Here is a 21,089-nt window from a genome sequence, read left to right as displayed (position 1 = left end):
ATAACTATGAACGTTTCTCTTATATTAATTATTCTTTTAGTTGGTGCATTTGTCACTTATTTCGCTGGTGATAAAATCGCTTCAAAAGTAGCTTTGTTCTTTAGTTTGGCAGCTTTAGGCTGTTCGGTTGTATTGTTAAACCATTTTAATGCTGGAGAAAACATCAGCCTTATTAATGCGTGGATCACTCAGCCTAAAATTTCTTTTGCGCTAAATGCTGACGGATTAGCTCTTGCCATGCTTTTATTGACAACAGCTTTAACTCCGATTATTATATTCTCTTCTTTTGGAAATGAATATAAAAATGCAAAAGCTTTTTATGCTCTAATTTTATTTATGGCGTTTGCAATGACAGGAACTTTCCTTGCTGCAGATGGTCTTTTATATTATATTTTCTGGGAGTTAGCTCTTATTCCTATTTACTTTATTGCTCTTATCTGGGGTAATGGAGATGCTGAAGAACGCAGAAAAGCAGTAGTTAAATTCTTTATCTACACACTTGCCGGTTCATTGTTCATGTTAACTGCTTTTATTTATCTATACCAAAAAGCAGGTTCTTTCTTAATTGAAGATTTATACAAAGTACAATTATCTGCCTGCGAACAGTTTTGGATTTTCCTGGCTTTCTTTCTTGCTTATGCTATCAAAATCCCAATTATTCCTTTCCACACATGGCAGGCAAATGTGTACCAAAAAGCACCAACTGTTGGAACTATGCTTTTATCTGGGATCATGTTAAAAATGGGATTGTACAGCGTTATCCGCTGGCAGTTACCAATCGCAGCTGATGCGGCAATAGAATTCAAAAATATCTTTATAGCTTTAGGAATTGCCGGAGTTATCTACGGTTCAATCGTAGCTTTAAGACAAAAAGATTTAAAGAAATTATTAGCGTATTCATCTCTTGCTCACGTTGGATTAATTGCAGCTGGAGCTTACACTTTAACTCTTGATGGTTTCCGCGGAGCTGTATTACAAATGATCGCTCACGGTTTTGTGGTTGTTGGATTATTCTATGCAGCAGAAATTATCTACAGAAGATTTGAAACTAGAAATATTAGTGAATTGGGCGGTATTCGTACACAATCTCCAAAGTTTACTTCAATGTTTTTAATTTTGGTTTTGGCATCTGTTGCTTTACCAACTACATTTAACTTTGTTGGAGAATTTACAGTATTATACAGCCTTTCTCAAATTAATATCTGGTTTGCAGTTTTAGGAGGTACAACTATTATTTTAGGAGCTTATTATATGTTGAAAATGTTCCAGAATGTAATGTTAGGTGAAACAAATTCAAAAATATTTGCTGACGTTTCTATAAACGAAGGAATTTCTATGGCCGCGATTATTGCTGTTTTAATATTCTTTGGATTTTATCCAAAACCAATTACAGATTTGATCACACCAAGTTTAGAAACTATATTAAGTGTTATTGAAAAAAAATATAGTACACTTTAAGTTGTAATACACAAAATAAAATATATTTTAAATAAAATAAATTAGGGCGTTTTAGATTTCCTAAATCAAAAAAACAAAAATGAATACATTAATAGCTATAACAGGATTGGGTATTTTCTGCCTATTGTTTGAAATTCTAAATTTTAGAAAAGGCATCGTTCCGTTTACCATTTTGGGTTTATTGGGTGTCTTAGCACTTAATTTCTATGAATTTGGAACAACAGCAAGTTATTACAATAATATGATTACAGTAAGCAAGTTCTCTACTGCATTCTCTTCATTATTTATTATTTTGACTATTTTCCTGGTAGCATTAAGCCATAATTTTTACGAAAATCATCAGACAAAAATCTCTGATTTTATTGCCATAAAAGTATTTTTATTGGCAGGAGCTGTTGCAATGGTTTCTTTTGGAAACTTAGCAATGTTTTTCCTTGGAATCGAAATTCTTTCTATAGCATTATATGTTCTTGCAGCGAGCGATCGTTTGAATATTAAAAGTAATGAGGCTGGTATGAAATATTTCTTAATGGGATCTTTCGCATCTGGAATTATCTTATTTGGGATTTGTTTGATTTACGGAGCTATGGGAACTTTTGATATTGCAGAAATTCACGAAAGTTCTTTATCTGCTGAGCTGCCAATCTGGTTTCCTATCGGTATGATTTTAATGACTATTGGAATGTTCTTTAAAATAGCGGCTGTACCATTTCACTTTTGGGCACCGGACGTTTACGAAGGTTCTCCAGCTTTAACAACTGCTTTAATGAGCACTTTGGCAAAAGTAGTAGCGATTGCAACTTTATTTAAATTAGTTTCAGGATTAAACTTAATTCCTTCTTTAGAAAATCAGGATCTTTCAAACACATTTACAAACGTTATCCTAACTATTTCAATTGCTTCTATGACAGTTGGTAATATAATGGCGTTACGTCAGGTAAACGTAAAACGTATGCTTGCATTTTCTGGAATTTCTCACGCAGGTTTCATGTTAATGACATTCTTAACCATCGCAACTTCTGCTGGTGTTCTTTTATATTACACTGCTGCTTATGCTTTAGCCGGAATTGCTGCATTTAGCGTTATTTTATACGTTTGTAAAAATCAGGATAACGAAGATATCACAAACTTTCACGGTTTAGGAAAAACAAATCCATTATTAGCTGCGATTTTGACTGGTTCATTATTGTCTATGGGTGGTATTCCAATCTTCTCAGGATTCTTTGCAAAATTATTCTTGTTTAATCAGGCGCTTCATGCCGGTTATGTAGCAATCGTAATTGCAGCAGTAATCAACTCTATCATTAGTGTTGGATATTATTTCAAATTAATTTTGGCAATGTATTCTAAAGAACCTAACGAAGAGCGTACAGGAAAACCATTTCTTATTTATGCTGTTGCTATAATTTCTATTGGTTTAAATATTGCTTTAGGCTTATTCCCTTCATTAGTTTTAGACTTATTGAATTAAAAATTCAAACTAAAAATATACAAATCCATCGAGAGTTTCTTTTGATGGATTTTTTGTTTTAAAGCTGTTTTTTCAAAAGAAAATTTCATGTTAAAAATTTCAGCTTAATCTTTAGACTTCGAAAAAACTCCATATATTTGGGTTCACTAAAAGCATAAAAACTATGGCCTTTAATTCAAAAAATCCATTTTTAAGTAACAAGCGTTTTTCATCAAATGCTGTTTCGAGAGCTGAAGAAGTACACGAAGCAAAGATTATTGACTACAATCAGGAAATGACCTTGTCTGGTACAATAAATAAAACAGCTATTTTATTTTTAATTTTATGCGGTTCTGCAATGGTAACATGGTGGATGGCATTTAACGGAATGAATATTATGATTCCTGCTATTGGAGGTGCAATTGTTGGATTTGTTTTAGTACTTATTTCTGCATTCAAACCACATTTATCACCATACTTGGCTCCTGGTTATGCCTTATTTGAAGGATTATTTATTGGGGGAATCTCAGCTATTTTTGAAGCTATGTACCCTGGAATTGTAATTAATGCAGTAGGCGCAACTTTGGTTACTTTCTTGGTATGTCTGGGATTATATAAATTTAGAATCGTAAAAGTTACAGAACAATTCAAATCGGTTGTTATTGCTGCTACACTGGCAATCGCTACTTATTATTTAATTTCATGGATTGTTTCTATGTTTATAAACTATCAGCCTGTTCATCACGGAAATTCAATGATGAGTATTGGAATCAGCATTTTTGTAATCGTAATTGCTGCTTTGAATTTATTCTTAGATTTTGATCAAATCGAAAAAGGAGTTGAACAAAGAATGCCAAAATTCATGGAATGGTACGGTGCAATGGGATTAATGGTAACATTAGTTTGGCTGTATATTGAATTTTTAAGATTACTATCTAAATTTGCAAGCAGAGATTAATTATTTCTCAACTAAAAATATAAAAGCCTTTTTGAAATTCAAAAAGGCTTTTTTTATGTTCAAAACTTTACTGCACAACAATTTGAATCATCTAAAGTGAATTGTTTTTTAATAAAACTGAAAATTTCACAAAAACATAAAAAAAAGACGTAAAAATAACATTTAAGAATTGTTCACTTTTTTGTAAGTAGAAAAGTCAGTAAAATCGATGCTTCAGAATAAAATCCGAATTATGTAATAAATTACAATTGATGCAATTTATTACATTTTAACCAAAATAAACAAATTATTTTTTTCATATACATTTTTTTATAGACATTAAACTGAGAATATGTAAATTTTACATAGCTTTGTGTAATCGATTACAATTAACTTGTGTCGACAATCACAAATAACCACAAAAACTATTATTAATGTCTAACTTAAACAATTATGAAAAAAAACCTACTTTTTCTGACTATGCTTCTAATTGCTTTTCAAACATGGTCACAGCAGATTAATGAAGCAAGCGGATGGCTTGAATCAGTATTTGTAAAATGGCAGCCCGTAAGCAATGCCCAAACCTATAATGTGTATTATACCGGTGGCGGACTTGTAGATCAAAAAATAGACAACGAACTTATTAGAAGTTACGGAACTTATTTTCGCGCGGACATTCCGGGTTTAAAAGCCGGATCTTATACAGTAAAAATTAAACCGGTTATTTCTGGTGTTGAAGGAACTGGAACCACAACAAGTTCTTTAACGGTTAAAGCTCATGACCGATCTGGATTTGCGTTTGCAAATTCACGCATTCCCGGCGCATACAATGCAGATGGAACGCCAAAAAGCAACGCAGTAATTCTTTACATTACACAGCAAACCAAAAACACAGTTTCTTTAACGGTGACTGGCGCATCAGCAAACCCATGTGTAGGATTACAAACAATTCTTGACGGTTATAAAAAAGGGAAAGACACAAGACCTTTAATTATTCGTCTGGTTGGTCAAATTACTGATTTATCGTATATGATGAATGGTGATCTTGTAATTGAGAACAACAATAATGCTGCAAGCTATATCACAATGGAAGGAATTGGAAACGATGCTACAGCAGAGGGATGGGGAATTAGGGTTAAAAACGCGTCAAACATAGAAATCCGAAACATCGGAATTATGAATGTAGACAGTGGCGAAGGCGACAATATTGGATTACAGCAGGACAACGATTATGTATGGGTTCACAATTGTGATTTCTTTTACGGAAAACCTGGAAGCGATGCTGACCAAATAAAAGGTGACGGAGCTTTAGACTGTAAAAAATCAACTTATGTAACCTTTTCATACAATCACTTTTGGGATAATGGAAAAAGCAATCTTTTGGGTTTAAGCGAAGGAACTACCGAAGGTTTATTTATAACTTATCACCACAACTGGTATGACCATTCAGATTCTCGTCATCCAAGAATTCGTTATTATTCAGCTCACGTTTATAATAATTATTACGATGGTAACTCTAAATACGGTGTAGGATCTACATTAGGTTCTTCGGTATTTGTAGAAGCAAACTTTTTTAGAAATTGTAAATATCCTATGCTGACTTCAATGCAGGGAACTGATGTTTACAATGGCGCAACAGGAACTTTTTCAAGTGAAGACGGCGGTACAATTAAAGCCTACAATAATACTATGAGCGGACAAAACCGTTTTGTTGGGTATAATGCTACAACGTATCCTGTAGAATTTGACGCTTATGTTGCGGCAACAAGAAATGAAACTATCAGCAGTACTATTAAATCAAAAAAAGGAGCAAAAACGTATAATAACTTTGATACCAATTCGAGTGTAATGTATACTTATACTCCTGAAAGTCCTGAAAATGCAAAAACAACAGTTATGCAATATGCAGGTCGTGTTTCTGGCGGTGATTTTCAATGGACATTTAACAATGCTGTAGATGATACTGCCGATGGCGTAAACATAGGTTTAAGAGATGCATTAAATGCTTACCAGACTAGTTTAGTTTCTATACAAGGCGGAACAAATCCTCCGGCCGGAAATCAAACTTTAACCTCAACTTCAAATAATAACCAAACTGTTACAAGCGGTACAGCAATTGGAACAATCGTTTTTACATGGGGAGGTGACGCAACAGATGCAACAGTGACAGGACTGCCAGCATCCGGATTATCATTTGTAAAAAATACAACAGCAAAAACAATCACAATTACAGGAACTCCAACTGCCGCAGTAACGTATTCTATTGCTACAACGGGTTCAGCTGGAACTCCGGCAACGGGAACTGGAACTATTACGGTTAATGCTGCGGGAACTCAAACGCTCACATCGACTAACAATAACAGCCAGACTGTTGCCAGCGGAACTGCAATAAATTCAATTGTATTTACTTGGGGAGGCACTGCTGCAGATGCTGCTGTAACTGGTTTGCCGGCTTCCGGCATCAGCTTTGTGAAAAATACTTCGGCTAAAACCATTACGATTACCGGAACACCTACGGCAACGGTTTCTTATTCTATTACAACAACCGGAACAGGAACTGCAGCAACAGGTTCAGGAACCATTACAGTAACTACCGGCAATCCTGCCGGAGATGAAATACACAATTTTACAACATCGGGCAAAACAAGTGATTTCTATACCATAACGGGTAATCTTTCTACCACTAAAGGAACTGTTACTTACAATGGTTTGACTCTTACACAATGTTTAAAAATAGAATCTGCTACAAGTATTACTTTTACAACGACTCAGGCCAGCACACTGACTTTAGTTTTTGTAGAAGCTGCAGGTACAATAAAAGTTGATAATGTAGATAAAACAGCTTCAAATGGAATTGTGACGGTATCACTTGCGGCAGGAAATCATACAATAGCCAAAAAAGATACTTCAAACCTATTCTACATGGTTACGGCTTACAATACTGCAACGCTTAAAACGGTTCACCCAGAATCTCTGGATACAGCAAGCTCTAAACCATTTTTATATCCAAATCCAGTATCTGGAACGTTATACTTATCTGATCAAAATCAGAAAGTTGAAAAGGTACAGATTTACAATGTTTTAGGAGTTTTAGTCAAAACATCTCAAAAAGGAAATGAATCTATCGATTTGGGCAGTTTAGCTTCTGGAACTTATCTAGCAAAAATATTTACTACAGATGGTTCGATCAGCCAGACAATTGTAAAAAAATAGTAATTAGAATATTTTCTAAAAAAAAGGCTTCCAATAATCTGGAAGCCTTTTCTATATTATATTTATCTTTTTCTATTTCTAAATTCCTGCTGTTCGGTCATTTTACCAAATTCTTTAAAAAAACTTTTAATAGTTTCAAGATTGAACATTACATACAAAACCATTCCGATAAAAATGGTAATCCAGCTGTACACGATTTTTACGCCCGAAATATCCAAAGCCACAACATACAAAATAATCGTAGGCAGAATTGATACTAAAAGTGTTAAACCCAAAGCCAGCATTAATGGATTAACAAAAAAACTGTTTATAGTATTTAAACCAATCTTTCTTAACAATACAGCAATAAACAATAACCCAAGAATACCAAAAATTATTCCGGCAAAACCATAAATCAAAACCTGATCTTTAAGTTCGTTTATTTGATTTTCGTAACCAAAAAAAGTATTAAAGCTGAATCCCATCGTATTTTTTTTCCTCTGGTGAAACGTCAAATAAACTTTGTGTTTTGTATCCGGCTATTTTGGCCAGAATAAAATTAGGAAACTCCTGAATTCCTACATTGTAAAGATTAACACTGTCGTTGAAAAACTCACGTCTGTCTGCAATTTTATCTTCCATCTGCGAAACTCTTTTTTGTAATTCCAAAAAATTAGCGTTAGAAGCAAGAGTTGGATAATTTTCAGAAACCGCAAAAAGATTTTTCATTGCTTTTGAAAACTCATTCGCATTTTCAATTTTTTCATCGACTGTTTTTGAGTTTAGAAAATCTGTTCTTAATTTAGTCAAACTAGTGAGCATTGCTGTTTCGTGCTCCATAAATTTAGAAACTATTTTTACCAACTCCGGTACTTCATCTGCTCTCTGCATCAAAATAACATCGATATTTCTAAAGGCTTTTTCGTAGTTGTTTTTCAGCATAACCAGCTTATTATAAATTCTGATAAATAAATTAAAAAATATAATCAGAAGCAGTATTCCGGCAATTAATGCAATATTTTGAACAGTCATAATTCTTTAATTTAAAATGATATAAATGAGTATAAGCGTTATAAAAAACAAGGTTGTTAAAAGAGAATCTAAAAGCGGTTTGTATTTATTTCTAAAAGAAATACTTCTGGGAAGCGCAATACCAAAAACAGAATCTGAATCGCCTTTTTTGATAAATACGTCTCCATTATCTGAAGAAGCATAACCAATAAGCAGCATATAATCGTTGGTTTTCAAATACGTTTCAGTATGCCTCGTTTTACCGCCCTGCTGGTTATCAATTCGGTCAAAATAATACTCCAGTCCTTCCCCATCCACAATTACAGATCCGGTTTCATCTTTTATTTTAAACCTGCCCGTTTTGCATTCAGTAAATATGGTGCTGTAAGTTGTTCTTCCATCATCATCCGGCTTGCTTTCTTTTTCAATTTTATAATAATAACCAATACATGGCTTGCTGAAATAAGGCGAAATAATAGGTTCTATTTCTTCTAAATCTCCTACAACTTCAACCTGTCCCATTGCTGCAGAAGCAATTTTTGAAGTCGGCAGAATAGATTGAAGCCTCATAAACTTACTCTTTTTACTTGGAAAAAAGATATTACTGATAATAATAAAACCAGGAATAATTAGAAATAAGAGTTTTAAATTACCACTTTGCGCCAAATAAAAGAAAGCACCGATAATGCAGGCACCAACCAAAAAACCAAGAAGTTTTTTATCTAAAGGTGTTTTTTGAATATTATGTTTAGTATTGAATTTTTCTCTTTCTTCCTTTTCTTGTTTACTGCTTCGAATGCCGGAATAAATCATTCCGATAATGGCAAATAAAAAAACAGAAGCAAATAAGAATAAAATAACCGCAAAAGGATAACTTTTATGAATCAGGAAACTGATTCCGACAAACAAAGGAGACACAATGAAAAAAAGCCAGTCCGGAAATTTTAGATTAAATAAACCTGAAAAAATAACCGTTTGAAAGAAGGCAATTCCCAAACTGAAAATCATCAGGAATATAACACCCGCTCCGTCTATTTCGTTTTGAGTAAGAAAATCCAAAAATTCATTCATCTTAAAAAAAGGTTACATTTAATTTTATTGCATTAATTTCTAAAATACAATTTCGACTTCGTTTGAAAGCAGTCTGCGGATCTTATTTCTTTCAGCATCAGAAATTGGGTTATGACTCAAATCAAGACCAATAAGCTTATGCAGTTTATTGATATCATTAGGAATTTCACTGATTTCATTATGACTCAAAATAAGAAATTTCAAGTTTTTAAATCCTAATATTTCTAAAGGAAACTGGTTCAGTTTTGATTTTGACAAATCCAGCTCTACAACTGATTCTGGTTTTAGTTTTGCTTCTTTTAGATTATAAAAAGTCGATTTTACTTTTTTAGTTTCTTCTTTATTTTTGTTTAAAAGCCCGAAACCTGCTAAAATAAGCGACGCTAAGAAAAAGATGCACAAGAAGGCAGGCCAAACTGGATCTTCATTTTTTTCTGTTGTAAAGAGTCTCTGGTACACATAATAAGCCATTCCGAAGAACAGAACCAGAAACAATCCTAAGACGATTAAATAAAACAAGTATTTAAAAAACGTGAAAATAAGATTTTTAACGCTGGCAGTATTTTTTGCAAATTTGAAATAGAGAACCAAAAGCAAAACTAAAAACCAAAAAACGCCAGTTCCTATTTTAGCAGCTGTGTTTCCGTTTTCAATAACAGAAAAAGTAATAAAAGTGGGAAACATTAAAATAAACCAAATAATGATTGCAGCAAAACCAATTGAAATACAACCTGGTTTACTCTCTTTTTTGTTTGATTTCAGCCAAAAATAGGCCAATATAAACGACAAAAGAAGTACTCCTATAAATCCGTATCCAAATGGGGTAAGTCCGGCTAAAAAGATTAAATTCATTTTTTATGGTTTACCAATCGGCATGCGGAAGTTTATTTAACACATTATCCGGATTGTCGTTTATAAAAAGCTGCTGTCTGTCGAGCTTAAATTTTTTCTTTTGAGTTGTACTCGGCATACTGTCAACCATTGTATTAATCAACTCTGCTTCTGCAACTCCGTTAATCAAATCATAGTCAACTCCTATCTGCGATCCCGCTCCCATATTAAAAGTATGAATCTTGGTAAGAACGAGCTCGTTATTTATGTATTTGTATTCTGTTTCTCTTGTTCCAACAGGTCCAATTCCCTGTAATGTAACACGAAGTATCCTGTCTTTATCAATATTAATATTTTCATAATCATAGGTTTTATAACCATCATACGAATATTCTGCATTCAATGCATGCCAGGAAGTTTCCTGCTGTACATAACCTCCTGTTTGTTGTTTGATAAGTACCAAAGCTGCACGGATATCTTTATTGTCGTTTTTGTTTTTTAAAACAATAACAATGTCTTTTAACTCATCATCATTTAAAAGACCTTCCGCTTCAAGTTGTATTTCATAAGGTTCTATAACGAAATCCTGAACTTTTTTTCCGGTTTTAGGAAAGACAGCAAGAACACCGCTGTCAAAAATTTCACCTTCTTCGCCATCAGATAACGAATCAGCAGCATTTTCTGTTGTTGGTTTTGCAGTTTCAGAAACTTTTACTGTTTCTTTTTTACAGCTTACGGCTAAAAATATAATTATAAAGGCAAGTAGAGTATGTTTCATTGATTTCGGTTTATTTACAAATCTAGATAAATTACTACAAATTTTGCATAAAAAAACCACTTCTTCTTAATAGAAAAAGTGGTTTTTGTGTTAAATTATGTTTTTACAAATCAAATTTAATCCCTTGTGCCAAAGGAAGATTTGTTGTATAATTGATTGTATTAGTCTGACGTCTCATATAGATTTTCCAAGCATCAGAGCCAGATTCACGTCCGCCTCCGGTTTCTTTTTCACCACCAAAAGCACCTCCAATTTCTGCTCCCGAAGTTCCGATATTTACGTTTGCAATTCCGCAGTCAGAACCTGTTACAGACAAAAATCTTTCAGCTTCACGTAAATTATTTGTCATAATTGCAGAAGATAACCCCTGTGCTACTCCATTTTGAAGTTCGATAGCATTATCAACATCTCCAGAATATTTAATTAAATATAAAACCGGAGCAAAAGTTTCATGCTGTACAATAGCAAAAGAATTTTCGGCTTCGGCAATAGCAGGTTTTACATAACAGCCGCTTTCATAACCTTCGCCAGAAAGCACGCCTCCTTCAACCAGAACTTTTCCGCCTTCTGCTACTACTCTGTTCAAAGCAACCGCATATTGTTCAACCGCATGCGTATCGATAAGCGGTCCAACGTGATTGTTTTCGTCTAGCGGATTCCCAATTCGTAATTGTTTGTAAGCGGCAACAAGCGCTTCTTTTACTTTATCGTAAATACTTTCGTGAATGATTAATCTTCGAGTTGAAGTACAACGCTGTCCTGCTGTTCCTACTGCTCCAAAAACAGCTCCAATAACGGTCATTTTAATATCAGCGTCCGGTGTTACAATAATGGCGTTGTTTCCTCCCAGCTCTAATAATGATTTTCCTAATCTTCCTGCCACTGTCTGCGCCACGATTTTCCCCATACGAGTAGATCCTGTTGCAGAAATTAACGGAATACGGGTATCTTTTGTCAACAACTCTCCTATTTGGTAATCTCCGTTTATCAAACATGAAATTCCTTCCGGAAGATTGTTTTCTTTAATAACCTGAGCGATTATATTTTGGCAGGCAATCCCGCAAAGAGGTGTTTTTTCAGAAGGTTTCCAAACACATACATCTCCAGAAATCCAGGCCAAAGCCGTGTTCCAAGACCAAACAGCAACTGGAAAATTAAAAGCAGAAATAATCCCAACAACTCCTAATGAATGATATTGCTCATACATTCTGTGTCCTGGTCTTTCTGAATGCATCGTTAATCCGTGTAACTGACGTGATAATCCAACAGCAAAATCGCAGATATCAATCATTTCCTGAACTTCGCCGTAACCTTCCTGTAATGATTTCCCCATTTCGTAAGAAACCAGTTTACCCAAAGCTTCTTTGTTTTGACGTAATTTTTCTCCAAACTGACGTACAATTTCACCACGCTGAGGCGCAGGAATCAATCTAAAGGTTTTAAAAGCTTCTGTCGCTGCACGCATTACTTTTTCGTAATCTTCAAGTGTAGATGTTTTTACCGATGCGATTAATTTTCCGTCTACAGGTGAAAAACTGTCTAGAATTTCGCCCGATGAAAAGTTCTCTGTTCCTGTTGAAGTTCCTTCATTAACCAGTTTAATTCCCAGTTGTTCCAAAGCTTCATTCATGCCAAATTGTGATGCTATTGTTGTCATTGTAACTTTTTTAGTTAAAATTGTTATATTTTTATGTAAAGATATTGTTTTAGAATTAATTTCAAATCGAATTGAAGTATTAAAAACAAAGTAAAATTAGTGTTATTATATAAGTATTAACGCAAATCAACGATGATTTATTCAGTAAATTTGATGAAATTTGCATTCCTAAAATTATAAATATGACCCATTTCAGCCGTCTTTTGCTTTGTTTTATATTGGTTTCGTTTAATTCTTTTTCTCAAAAAGAACATAAAGCATCTTTTCAGGTTGTGCCTCTTGGGATAAAAGGAGGAATCGACGAAAAAAATCTTTCGGCTTATTTATTAGCGCCTTCTAACTCAAAAGATTTTATTTGTTTGGATGCGGGAACCATAAATGCCGGAATTGAGAAAGCAATTGACAACAAAGTCTTTAAAGTTTCGACGAGCGAGGTTTTAAAAAAATACATAAAAGGGTATTTGATTTCGCATGCGCATTTGGATCACGTTTCGGGTTTAATCATCAATTCTCCAGCTGATTCTTCTAAAACGGTTTATGCGACTGAAAAATGTATGGAAATGATGGAAAACCATTATTTTAATGATCAGACTTGGGCTAATTTTGGAGATAAAGGACCAGGCTTTCCGTTGAAAAAATATCATTTTCAAACTTTAAATTTAAGTGAAGAAACACCGCTTTCAAATACAACAATGTCGGTTAAGGCTTTTCCTCTAAGCCATGTGAATCCGTTTGAGAGTACCGCTTTTTTAATCAAAAATGATAATGACTATGCTTTATATCTAGGTGATACTGGACCTGATTCTGTTGAAAAAAGTGATAAGTTAAAAACTTTATGGACTGCTGTTGCGCCTTTGGTTCAAAGCAGACAATTGAAAGGGATTTTTATTGAGGTTTCGTTTCCTAATGAACAGCCTGATAAATTTTTATTCGGACATTTAACTCCAAATCACTTAATGACTGAGCTTCATGTTTTAGAAGAATTAGCGGGAAAAGGTTCTCTAAATAATTTTAAAATTATTATAACCCATTTAAAACCTCCTGCAAAAAGTATTGCCAAAATTAAAGAACAGTTAAAAAATCAAAATAATTTAGGATTGAAGATCATTTATCCTGAACAGGGGAAAAAAATTGAGTTGTAGCTTTTTGTACAAGCCACAGATTAGACAGATTCAACGGATTTTATTAGCGAAGATTTGAATTGTAAATACAAACTATTTGTAAGTTAATTTTTATATTTTAGCCAAATAAATTTTTTATTAATGAAAATTGTTTGGTCTTCAAGGGCAACTTATACGTTTTATACAACAAGGAATTATCTAAAACAATTCCGAAATAATGAAATTGCACAAAAATTTGTAAATGAGGTTTTACATATTATTAGTTTAGTTGAAATAAATCCTCATTTAGGAAAATTTAGGCATGACTTAGAATGTAATGAAATATTAATTACAAAAAATATTTCTCTTTATTACATTCTAAATCGTGATTTTATTCATTTAATAGAATTTTACGACAATCGTCAAAAACCCTTGACAATCTTAAACTTTTAAATTATGTTTTTCTTTTTTAATTCAAGTAACATTTCCTCATGAGTCATAAAATTTCCTTCTTCATATTCACGTTTTGCATTTTCTATTTCTGCCTTTAATCGTATTTTAAAATCTTCTTCTGGTGAAAGTATTTTTGCAATAGACAATACTTCATCTGGAGTAAATGACTGGGTTTTTAATTTTCGATAAAATGTTGGACTTGAAATGCCTACTTTTTCAATAATATAGTTTTTTTTATAAGGAGATTTGTCCATTAAAGATTCAATATTATCTACTATATTCTTATATGCGATTATTTCTTGTATCATAATTGATCTTTTTTAATATCATATTTAATACAAATATATATCAAAAATGATACACGTGATTTTCTTTAACATAAAAATAAACCCGACAGGTTTTAAACCTGTCGGGTTACTATTCGATTCATATTCGAGATAAATAAATTATTTCTTAGCCGTAAATCTAGGGTCTGTTTCCATTACGGTGCCGCATTTATCGCAGGTTCTTAATTCTTCTGAATTATAGAAATGTTCGAAATGAGGAAGAAAGTCTTTTTCAATATTATGTAACTCAAAATACACTTCGTACAATTTATGATTGCAGTTATCGCAATGCCAAAGAAGCCCGTCGGTATATCCAAGTCCTGCACGTTTGCGCTCAATGACCAATCCTATTGAACCTTCGGAACGAACAGGCGAGTGCGGTACTTTTGCAGGATGTAAATACATATCTCCTGCATTTAATTCCATTTCCTTACGTTCGCCATCTTCCTGAATTACCACTTTAATACTGCCTTCTAACTGATAGAAAAGTTCTTCGGTTTCATTATAATGATAATCTTTTCGTGCGTTTGGTCCGGCAACAATCATTACAATATAATCGCCTGAATCAACATATAGATTTTTATTTCCAACTGGTGGTTTTAGTAATTGTCGGTTATCTTCAATCCATTTTGTTAGATTGAATGGTTTTGCTATAGCCATTTTTTTCAGAATTTATGAAAAGCTAAGGTAGTGAAAAGTATTCAGTATACAGTTGCGGTCACAGCATTCAGATGCAACCTTTGATCAAAAACTGTGACTTATTTTATTTCTCGTATTAAATAAATATAAACCGGAAAATGATCACTAAAACCTGCTTCTGTTAATGTATTTCGCAGCGGATAGCCTTTGTATTTTCCAGAAGCCTGAATAAGATAGGATCTGTTGAAAATACCTGCTTTCCAAAATTTAAAATTTGAAAAATCAGGTTCAATAAAAGATTTCGTCATTATGATCTGATCAAAAATATCCCAGGAATCACGAAAAGCGATGGTTCCTAATCCTCTTTCTGCCATTTCTTCAAATGGATTATAAACACCAAACTCCGGAACGTCAGCCTTTTTTGCTTTTGCTCCTAATTCTATTTTTACACTTTTATTAAAAGGGCCGTCGTTTAAATCTCCCATTGTTATAACTTTTGCCATTGGGTTTATCTGCTGTAAGGAATCAATTATTTTTCGGTTTAATCTTCCCGCAGCCTCACGAAACGGACTGCTGGCTTTTTCTCCTCCAGATCTTGAAGGCCAGTGATTGACAATAATATGAATTTCCTCATTTTCAAGAAACCCCGTAATCAAAAGCTGATCTCTGGTAAAAACCCTGTTTTTGGTGTCGATTTTGATCTCAACATCACCTAAATCTTCATTATTTGTTTCTTGCGTCACAGGTTTGTTTTTGTAAATCAATAATGGAATATTAGAGTAGGAAGTCGGTCTGAAATATTTCTTTTGATACAAAAGTGCCACATCAATTCCGCGTTGGTCAGGCGAATCAAAATGAATGATTCCGTAATCGTAATCAGCTATTTTTTCTTCTTTTATTAAATCTTCGAGAACACCTCGATTTTCAACTTCAGAACAGCCAATTAAGGTTGGAGCATTTGAGTTTTCCGGTTTTCCAATTTCTGAAATTACCCTCGAAAGATTTTTAAGTTTTTGTTCGTATTTTTCTTTTGTCCAATGCTGAGCGCCCGTTGGAGTCCATTCGTCATCATTTGTACTTGCATCATCATAAATATCAAAGAGATTTTCGAAATTGTAAAATGCAGCAGTATGTATACTATATTTTTTAGATTGTGCGTTTGAATTAAAAAGACAGAAAAGAATCAAATAAAAAGAAAAAATACGGCGCATATCTTTTAATGAATTAAAAAAAGCCAATTTATAAAATTTTATACATTTGTAAGAATTTTCTAAATATTTAATTTTTGCATTACTTTTTTTATTTTCAATTTCTCATGTAACTTGCCGGCTTAATTTGTCTCTTTTAAAGATGAAAAAAAATCATTTATTCTTATTGCTTTCTTTATTCTTCAGCTTCGCTTATTCGCAAAAGAACAATAGGTTTGTTGACAGTATTCGAATACAACATAACATTCCAGAAGTGGCTTATGCAGTGGTTTCAGCTGATTCTATTTTAGAAATAAGTGCACTGGGAAATAAGAAAATTGGAACTGATTTAAAAGCCGATTTGTCGGATAAATTCCGTTTGGGTTCTATCACCAAAACAGTAACAAGTTATATCGCGGCTGTTTTGGTTAAAGAAGGCAAAATAAATTGGGATACTAAGTTTTTTGACTTATATCCTGAATTGAAATCAAAAAGCAATGCTGATATTGATTTTACCTTAAAAGATTTTATAACTTTTAGAGCCCATATTCCAACTTGGTCTTATGGAAATGAAACTCCAACGCAAAAAGAAATAAAAGGAAACGACCAGCAGCAGCGTTATGAGTTTATGGCGTGGTTTTTTAAGCAGAATAAAATAATTTCTGAAAAACAGGAAGTATATTGGTCAAATCCCAGTTATGTTGCCGCAGGACTTATGCTCGAAAAAGCAACTGGCAAAAGTTATGAAACACTGGTAAAAGAATTGGGAAGGAATTTAAATATTGATTTCGGGTTTGGCCAGCCAAATGTAATGGATGTTAACCAGCCTTGGGGTCATGATGAAAACCTAAAGCCTGAAAAACCAGCCTTAAATTATAAATTAAACTGGCTTTCATCTGCAGGAAATATAAACGTCAGCCTGCCTGATTATTGTAAATTTACACAAATGCATTTACAGGGTTTATTAGGAAAATCAAAAGTATTTTCAGCTTCTGAATTTGATATGATACACAATGGTTTACCTGAATTTTCGTTTGGATGGTATTCTGAAACTGATAAAAAAACGGGCATAAATTATTCTTTTCATTATGGAAACCCGGGAACTTTTTTAACCAAAGTGTATATTTGTAAAGCATCCAACAGAGCTTTTATCATCTTTGCAAATGTACAATCTGAGGAGGCAGATAAAGGCTTAATGCTTATCTTAGATGAACTGAAAAGAAAATATAACGGCTGACTATTTAATAAAAATACAATTAAGCAATAGGACTATGACACTAAAACCATTACAAGACATAAAGAAACACTTTACTATTTGTAAACTGGCATTTCTTATTTTTGCTTTCCAATCATTCACCTGTCAATCTCAACAAATCATGATAACACCGCCTTATTTACAAAAAGGAGATACTGTCGCTCTTGTGGCAACAGCCAGAAAAAATATCGACGATAATTTAAAACCTACAATAGACCTGCTTAAAAGCTGGGGTATCGAAGCAGTAATTGGAAGTTCAATTGGACTCGATTATCACCAATTAGCAGGAACAGATGAACAGCGCGCTGCCGATTTCCAAAAGCAGTTAGACAATCCAAACATAAAAGCAATCTGGTGCGTTCGAGGCGGTTATGGAACCGTTCGAATGTTAGATTTATTAGATTTTACAAAATTCAAGCAACATCCAAAATGGGTCATTGGTTTTAGTGATGTTACGGTACTGCACAACCATTTAAATACCATGGGCTACAAATCAATTCATGGTGTTATGCCTGTTACGATTCCGCGTGCGACACCTGCTGCGATCAGCTCAATGAAATCGAGTTTGTTTGGTGAGCCGTTGTCTTATTCAATTCCTCCGCATGCAATGAACCGATTTGGTCAGGGAACGGGAGAAATTGTGGGCGGTAATCTTTCTATTTTGTATAGTTTATTAGGTTCTCCATCGGCAATTGATTGTAAAGATAAAATCTTATTTATCGAAGATCTGGATGAATATCTGTATCATATTGATCGTATGATGATGAATTTAAGACGTAACGGATGCATTGAAAACTTAAAAGGAATCATAATTGGCGGTATGACCAAAATGAAGGATAATGAAGTGCCTTGGGGCAAAAATGCATTAGAAATTATTGATGATGTTACCAAAAAATACAACATTCCGGTTATTTTCAATTTCCCGGCAGGACATATTCAGGACAATCGTGCCTTAATTATGGGAAGCACAATTTCTATTGATGTAAATGCATCCGGAAGTACGGTTACTTTTCAGAAATAACAGCATTATAAATTCAATTTAAGAAAGTCTCTTAAATACCACACATAAAAAATCTCACAGAGACGCAAAGTTGCAAAGTTTAATTCTTTGTGACTTTGCGTTTTCTATTTTAAATAATCTTATATCCATCAGAAGAAACTGAAAGACTGAAACTTTAAAAAATATGGCAGAACACAATGAATTAGGAAAACTTGGAGAAGATCTTGCCGCAGAACATCTTGAAAAAGAAAATTATAAAATTCTAGAGCGAAACTGGGTTTATAAAAATGCAGAAGTAGATATTCTTGCTCAAAAAGAAAACATTTTGGTAGTTGTAGAAGTCAAGACAAGATCGAGTTTAGATTTTGGTTCTCCGCAGGATTTTGTGAAACCAAAAAAAATTCAACTGCTTATTAAGGCAGTAAATGCCTACATAAACTATAGGGAAAAGGATTTTGAAGAAGATATAAATGTTCGTTTTGACATCGTTGCGATCCATAAAAACGGGGAATCATTTGCAATTGAACATCTTACTGATGCTTTTTATCATTTTTAACATAATTTTTTATTGTTATAATTGTAACAAATTGTTTTTTTATTTATCTTTGCAAAGATTTATAACATCAAATTAACTAAACCAACCCAATTAAGTTACAAAAAAAAAGAAAAAAAACTATGAAAACCGTTTCTTCAATCGTCGAAAATTACATCAAAACGAAACCATTTCTCTTAAACGCTTTATCTCTAGGGATTATCAACTTAACTTCTCTCTCTCGGAATATTATGACTGAGTTGGAAAATGAGTTTGGTAAAGAGGTAAAACAGGGTGCAGTTGTAATGTCTTTAAAAAGACTTACTGAAGAATTAGATTTTAAATTAAACCACAAAATCAACAAAGTAATTAAAAACATTGGTGAGATTACTGTTAGATCTGAATTGACAGATTACACTTTTGCAGCTTCTGAAACTGTTTTAAACAAACAAGCCGATTTAATTTCAGACATCAATGCTTTATCTGATATTTTCTACACCTCATCTCGCGGGGTAAACGAAACTAATATTGTGGTGAGCAGCAGTGTTAATCATTTAGTTGAAAAACACTTTATGAGAGAAAAACTAATTCAGAAATTAGATAATCTGGCTTCAATTACAGTAAAATTACCAAAAGAAAACATTGTTGTTCCTGGTATTTATTACTTCATTTTCCAGCGTTTGGCTTGGGAAGGAATCATCATCAACGAAGTAATTTCTACTTCAAACGAATTTACTATTTTAGTAGGTGAAGACCAGGTTGACGTTGCTTTTAAAGTAATCAAAGACCTAAAAAACTAATTAAAATACATCTAAATTTTAGATCTTATTAATATTTCAATTTCGAGAATCCTTTTGTCTTTTGATAAAAGGATTTTTTGTTACAACTATTTAGCAAACATTCCGTTCTGTTTTCTCTATAATAGGAATATTCTCAAAAATCGAATTGCAAAATAGTTAATTTTTAAAATTTCAGCCAAAAATTTACCAACTTCATAAAATGCAGATACTACCGTGTTTACTGAGATTTTAGAGATAATCACTCAAAAAAAACACAAATAAGTTTTTTTTACCACTTTTTTATGAGAATATTATTTTTATATATTTGTTAACCTCTCAAAGCATTAGAGTATCGATTTTTGATAGTATCGTAATATAATTAGATTAAAATAGAAACTAATTAATTTAATGTTGGAAGCCAAAGACTATAATGACAAATTATTGGTGAGCGAACTCAAAAATGGCAGCGAAAAGGCATTTCGTTTTCTTTTTGATTTGTATTATCAGGATATTTATGGTTACAGCATAAGTTTATTAAAATCGAGAGAGGCGGCAGAAGAAAATGTTCAGGATGTTTTTATGAAAGTGTGGCAGCATCGTGAAAACCTAAATTTAGAACAGTCTTTTAAAGCATATATTTTTACAATTGCCCGAAATCAGGCTTTTAATATATTAAATAAAGCTGCAAATGATCTGGCATTGAAAGAAGCTGTTTTTTATGAAAGCCAGAAATCGCATGAATACGGAGATTATGCGATTCGCGAAGAGGATTGCAAAAAACTCCGAAAACAAGCAATAAAACAACTGCCTCCAAAACGGAAGCAGATTTTTAAAATGTCACGAAAGAAAGGCATGAGTTACGAAGAAATAAGTCAGGAACTCGGCATTTCTATAAATACTGTCAGGAACCAAATGAGCAAAGCATTAGAATCTATGCGGGTCTTTTTTCAAGTTCATGATGAAATTATCTAACCAAAACCACATGTTAACCAATTAAAATCACTCCTTCCAGAGTGATTTTTTTTTGCTCATTCTGAAAATGATGGACCACAGATTGGACTGGTTGAAACAGATTTACACAGAGTTTTATTAACTTGCTCTTTATGCATATTTTTCTCCATTTAACGAAGAAAATTTACTCAAAAAATTCGTAATCATGATCAAACATAGCCCGTGGTTTCAACCACGGAAGCGCAATATATATATAATTCGTAGTATCCCCGCGGTTGAAACCACGGGCTATGTTTTAATATAATTGTGGAGATTCTGTGAAAATCTGTTTTTAAGATGAATCAAATGCAATTAAAACTCTGTGCAAAATCTGTTTTATCCATTAAATCTGTGGGCAAAAAACATCTCAAGTTATTTTTTTCAGAAAAAACTTCATTTAAAAACCTTCTCAAAAACAACCACTTAAAACGGTTTTCACTCTT

The 21,089-nt window shown here is 33.1% G+C and carries 19 protein-coding genes; 10 read left to right on the top strand and 9 right to left on the bottom strand.

Annotation, left to right across the window (positions count from 1 at the left end; translation table 11 throughout):
- Window positions 1-6 precede the first annotated feature (6 nt).
- From FJOH_RS06420 to FJOH_RS06405, 4 genes are all read left to right on the top strand, one after another.
- Entirely contained in the window at window positions 7-1,458 is a 1,452-nt protein-coding gene (locus FJOH_RS06420) for a complex I subunit 4 family protein (RefSeq protein WP_012023316.1), read from the top strand.
- A gap of 79 nt (window positions 1,459-1,537) precedes the next feature.
- Window positions 1,538-2,929: an NADH-quinone oxidoreductase subunit N gene (locus tag FJOH_RS06415; RefSeq protein ID WP_012023315.1), complete on the top strand. Its 1,392-nt coding sequence runs from the start codon at window positions 1,538-1,540 to the stop codon at window positions 2,927-2,929.
- A gap of 163 nt (window positions 2,930-3,092) precedes the next feature.
- Window positions 3,093-3,866 (top strand): Bax inhibitor-1/YccA family protein, encoded by a 774-nt coding sequence (locus FJOH_RS06410; protein ID WP_012023314.1) that lies wholly within the window; start codon window positions 3,093-3,095, stop codon window positions 3,864-3,866.
- A gap of 432 nt (window positions 3,867-4,298) precedes the next feature.
- Window positions 4,299-7,058 (top strand): pectate lyase family protein, encoded by a 2,760-nt coding sequence (locus FJOH_RS06405; protein WP_012023313.1) that lies wholly within the window; start codon window positions 4,299-4,301, stop codon window positions 7,056-7,058.
- A 62-nt stretch (window positions 7,059-7,120) separates the two neighbouring features.
- On the opposite strand, the gene FJOH_RS06400 is transcribed toward FJOH_RS06405, so the two are convergent.
- The 6 genes from FJOH_RS06400 to amaB all read right to left on the bottom strand — a co-directional run bounded on the left by FJOH_RS06400 (window position 7,121) and on the right by amaB (window position 12,385).
- The gene (locus tag FJOH_RS06400) at window positions 7,121-7,522 is read right to left on the bottom strand and encodes a hypothetical protein (RefSeq protein ID WP_012023312.1); all 402 of its coding nucleotides are present in this window, start codon (window positions 7,520-7,522) and stop codon (window positions 7,121-7,123) included.
- Window positions 7,506-8,069, bottom strand: coding sequence for a LemA family protein (locus tag FJOH_RS06395; protein ID WP_012023311.1), 564 nt, complete (start codon window positions 8,067-8,069; stop codon window positions 7,506-7,508). Before FJOH_RS06395 ends, FJOH_RS06400 begins: the two co-directional genes overlap by 17 nt.
- 6 nt (window positions 8,070-8,075) lie before the next feature.
- Window positions 8,076-9,119 (bottom strand): hypothetical protein, encoded by a 1,044-nt coding sequence (locus tag FJOH_RS06390; RefSeq protein WP_012023310.1) that lies wholly within the window; start codon window positions 9,117-9,119, stop codon window positions 8,076-8,078.
- A 39-nt stretch (window positions 9,120-9,158) separates the two neighbouring features.
- Window positions 9,159-9,971, bottom strand: a complete 813-nt coding sequence (locus FJOH_RS26200) for a leucine-rich repeat domain-containing protein (RefSeq protein WP_012023309.1) — start codon at window positions 9,969-9,971, stop codon at window positions 9,159-9,161.
- A 10-nt stretch (window positions 9,972-9,981) separates the two neighbouring features.
- Window positions 9,982-10,728 carry a hypothetical protein gene (locus FJOH_RS06380; RefSeq protein WP_012023308.1) on the bottom strand — a complete coding sequence of 249 codons (747 nt, stop codon included), beginning with the start codon at window positions 10,726-10,728 and terminating at the stop codon, window positions 9,982-9,984.
- 103 nt (window positions 10,729-10,831) lie between these two features.
- Entirely contained in the window at window positions 10,832-12,385 is a 1,554-nt protein-coding gene (gene amaB, locus FJOH_RS06375; RefSeq protein ID WP_012023307.1) for an L-piperidine-6-carboxylate dehydrogenase, read from the bottom strand.
- 182 nt (window positions 12,386-12,567) lie between these two features.
- Here amaB and FJOH_RS06370 point away from each other — a divergent pair, with 182 nt between their 5' ends.
- Entirely contained in the window at window positions 12,568-13,527 is a 960-nt protein-coding gene (locus FJOH_RS06370) for an MBL fold metallo-hydrolase (protein ID WP_012023306.1), read from the top strand.
- A gap of 407 nt (window positions 13,528-13,934) precedes the next feature.
- Here FJOH_RS06370 and FJOH_RS06360 read toward each other — a convergent pair whose 3' ends face one another.
- The 3 genes from FJOH_RS06360 to FJOH_RS06350 all read right to left on the bottom strand — a co-directional run bounded on the left by FJOH_RS06360 (window position 13,935) and on the right by FJOH_RS06350 (window position 16,114).
- Entirely contained in the window at window positions 13,935-14,246 is a 312-nt protein-coding gene (locus FJOH_RS06360) for a hypothetical protein (protein WP_012023304.1), read from the bottom strand.
- A gap of 138 nt (window positions 14,247-14,384) precedes the next feature.
- A complete protein-coding gene (locus FJOH_RS06355) occupies window positions 14,385-14,924 on the bottom strand; it encodes a 3-hydroxyanthranilate 3,4-dioxygenase (protein WP_012023303.1) in 540 nt (179 codons plus the stop codon).
- A gap of 98 nt (window positions 14,925-15,022) precedes the next feature.
- Entirely contained in the window at window positions 15,023-16,114 is a 1,092-nt protein-coding gene (locus FJOH_RS06350; protein WP_012023302.1) for an endonuclease/exonuclease/phosphatase family protein, read from the bottom strand.
- Window positions 16,115-16,253: 139 nt separating this feature from the next.
- Here FJOH_RS06350 and FJOH_RS06345 point away from each other — a divergent pair, with 139 nt between their 5' ends.
- From FJOH_RS06345 to FJOH_RS06325, 5 genes are all read left to right on the top strand, one after another.
- Window positions 16,254-17,327 carry a serine hydrolase domain-containing protein gene (locus FJOH_RS06345; RefSeq protein ID WP_012023301.1) on the top strand — a complete coding sequence of 358 codons (1,074 nt, stop codon included), beginning with the start codon at window positions 16,254-16,256 and terminating at the stop codon, window positions 17,325-17,327.
- A 139-nt stretch (window positions 17,328-17,466) separates the two neighbouring features.
- Window positions 17,467-18,366, top strand: coding sequence for a S66 peptidase family protein (locus tag FJOH_RS06340; RefSeq protein WP_012023300.1), 900 nt, complete (start codon window positions 17,467-17,469; stop codon window positions 18,364-18,366).
- A 163-nt stretch (window positions 18,367-18,529) separates the two neighbouring features.
- Window positions 18,530-18,901, top strand: a complete 372-nt coding sequence (locus FJOH_RS06335; protein WP_012023299.1) for a YraN family protein — start codon at window positions 18,530-18,532, stop codon at window positions 18,899-18,901.
- A gap of 119 nt (window positions 18,902-19,020) precedes the next feature.
- Window positions 19,021-19,677, top strand: a complete 657-nt coding sequence (locus tag FJOH_RS06330) for a hypothetical protein (protein WP_012023298.1) — start codon at window positions 19,021-19,023, stop codon at window positions 19,675-19,677.
- Window positions 19,678-20,064: 387 nt separating this feature from the next.
- The gene (locus tag FJOH_RS06325) at window positions 20,065-20,628 is read left to right on the top strand and encodes an RNA polymerase sigma factor (protein ID WP_012023297.1); all 564 of its coding nucleotides are present in this window, start codon (window positions 20,065-20,067) and stop codon (window positions 20,626-20,628) included.
- The last annotated feature ends 461 nt before the right edge of the window (window positions 20,629-21,089 follow it).

Source organism: Flavobacterium johnsoniae UW101 (genome assembly GCF_000016645.1).
Lineage (GTDB): Bacteria > Bacteroidota > Bacteroidia > Flavobacteriales > Flavobacteriaceae > Flavobacterium > Flavobacterium johnsoniae.
Note: the sequence above shows the minus strand (reverse complement) of the source record. Positions and strands in the feature narration are given on the sequence as shown.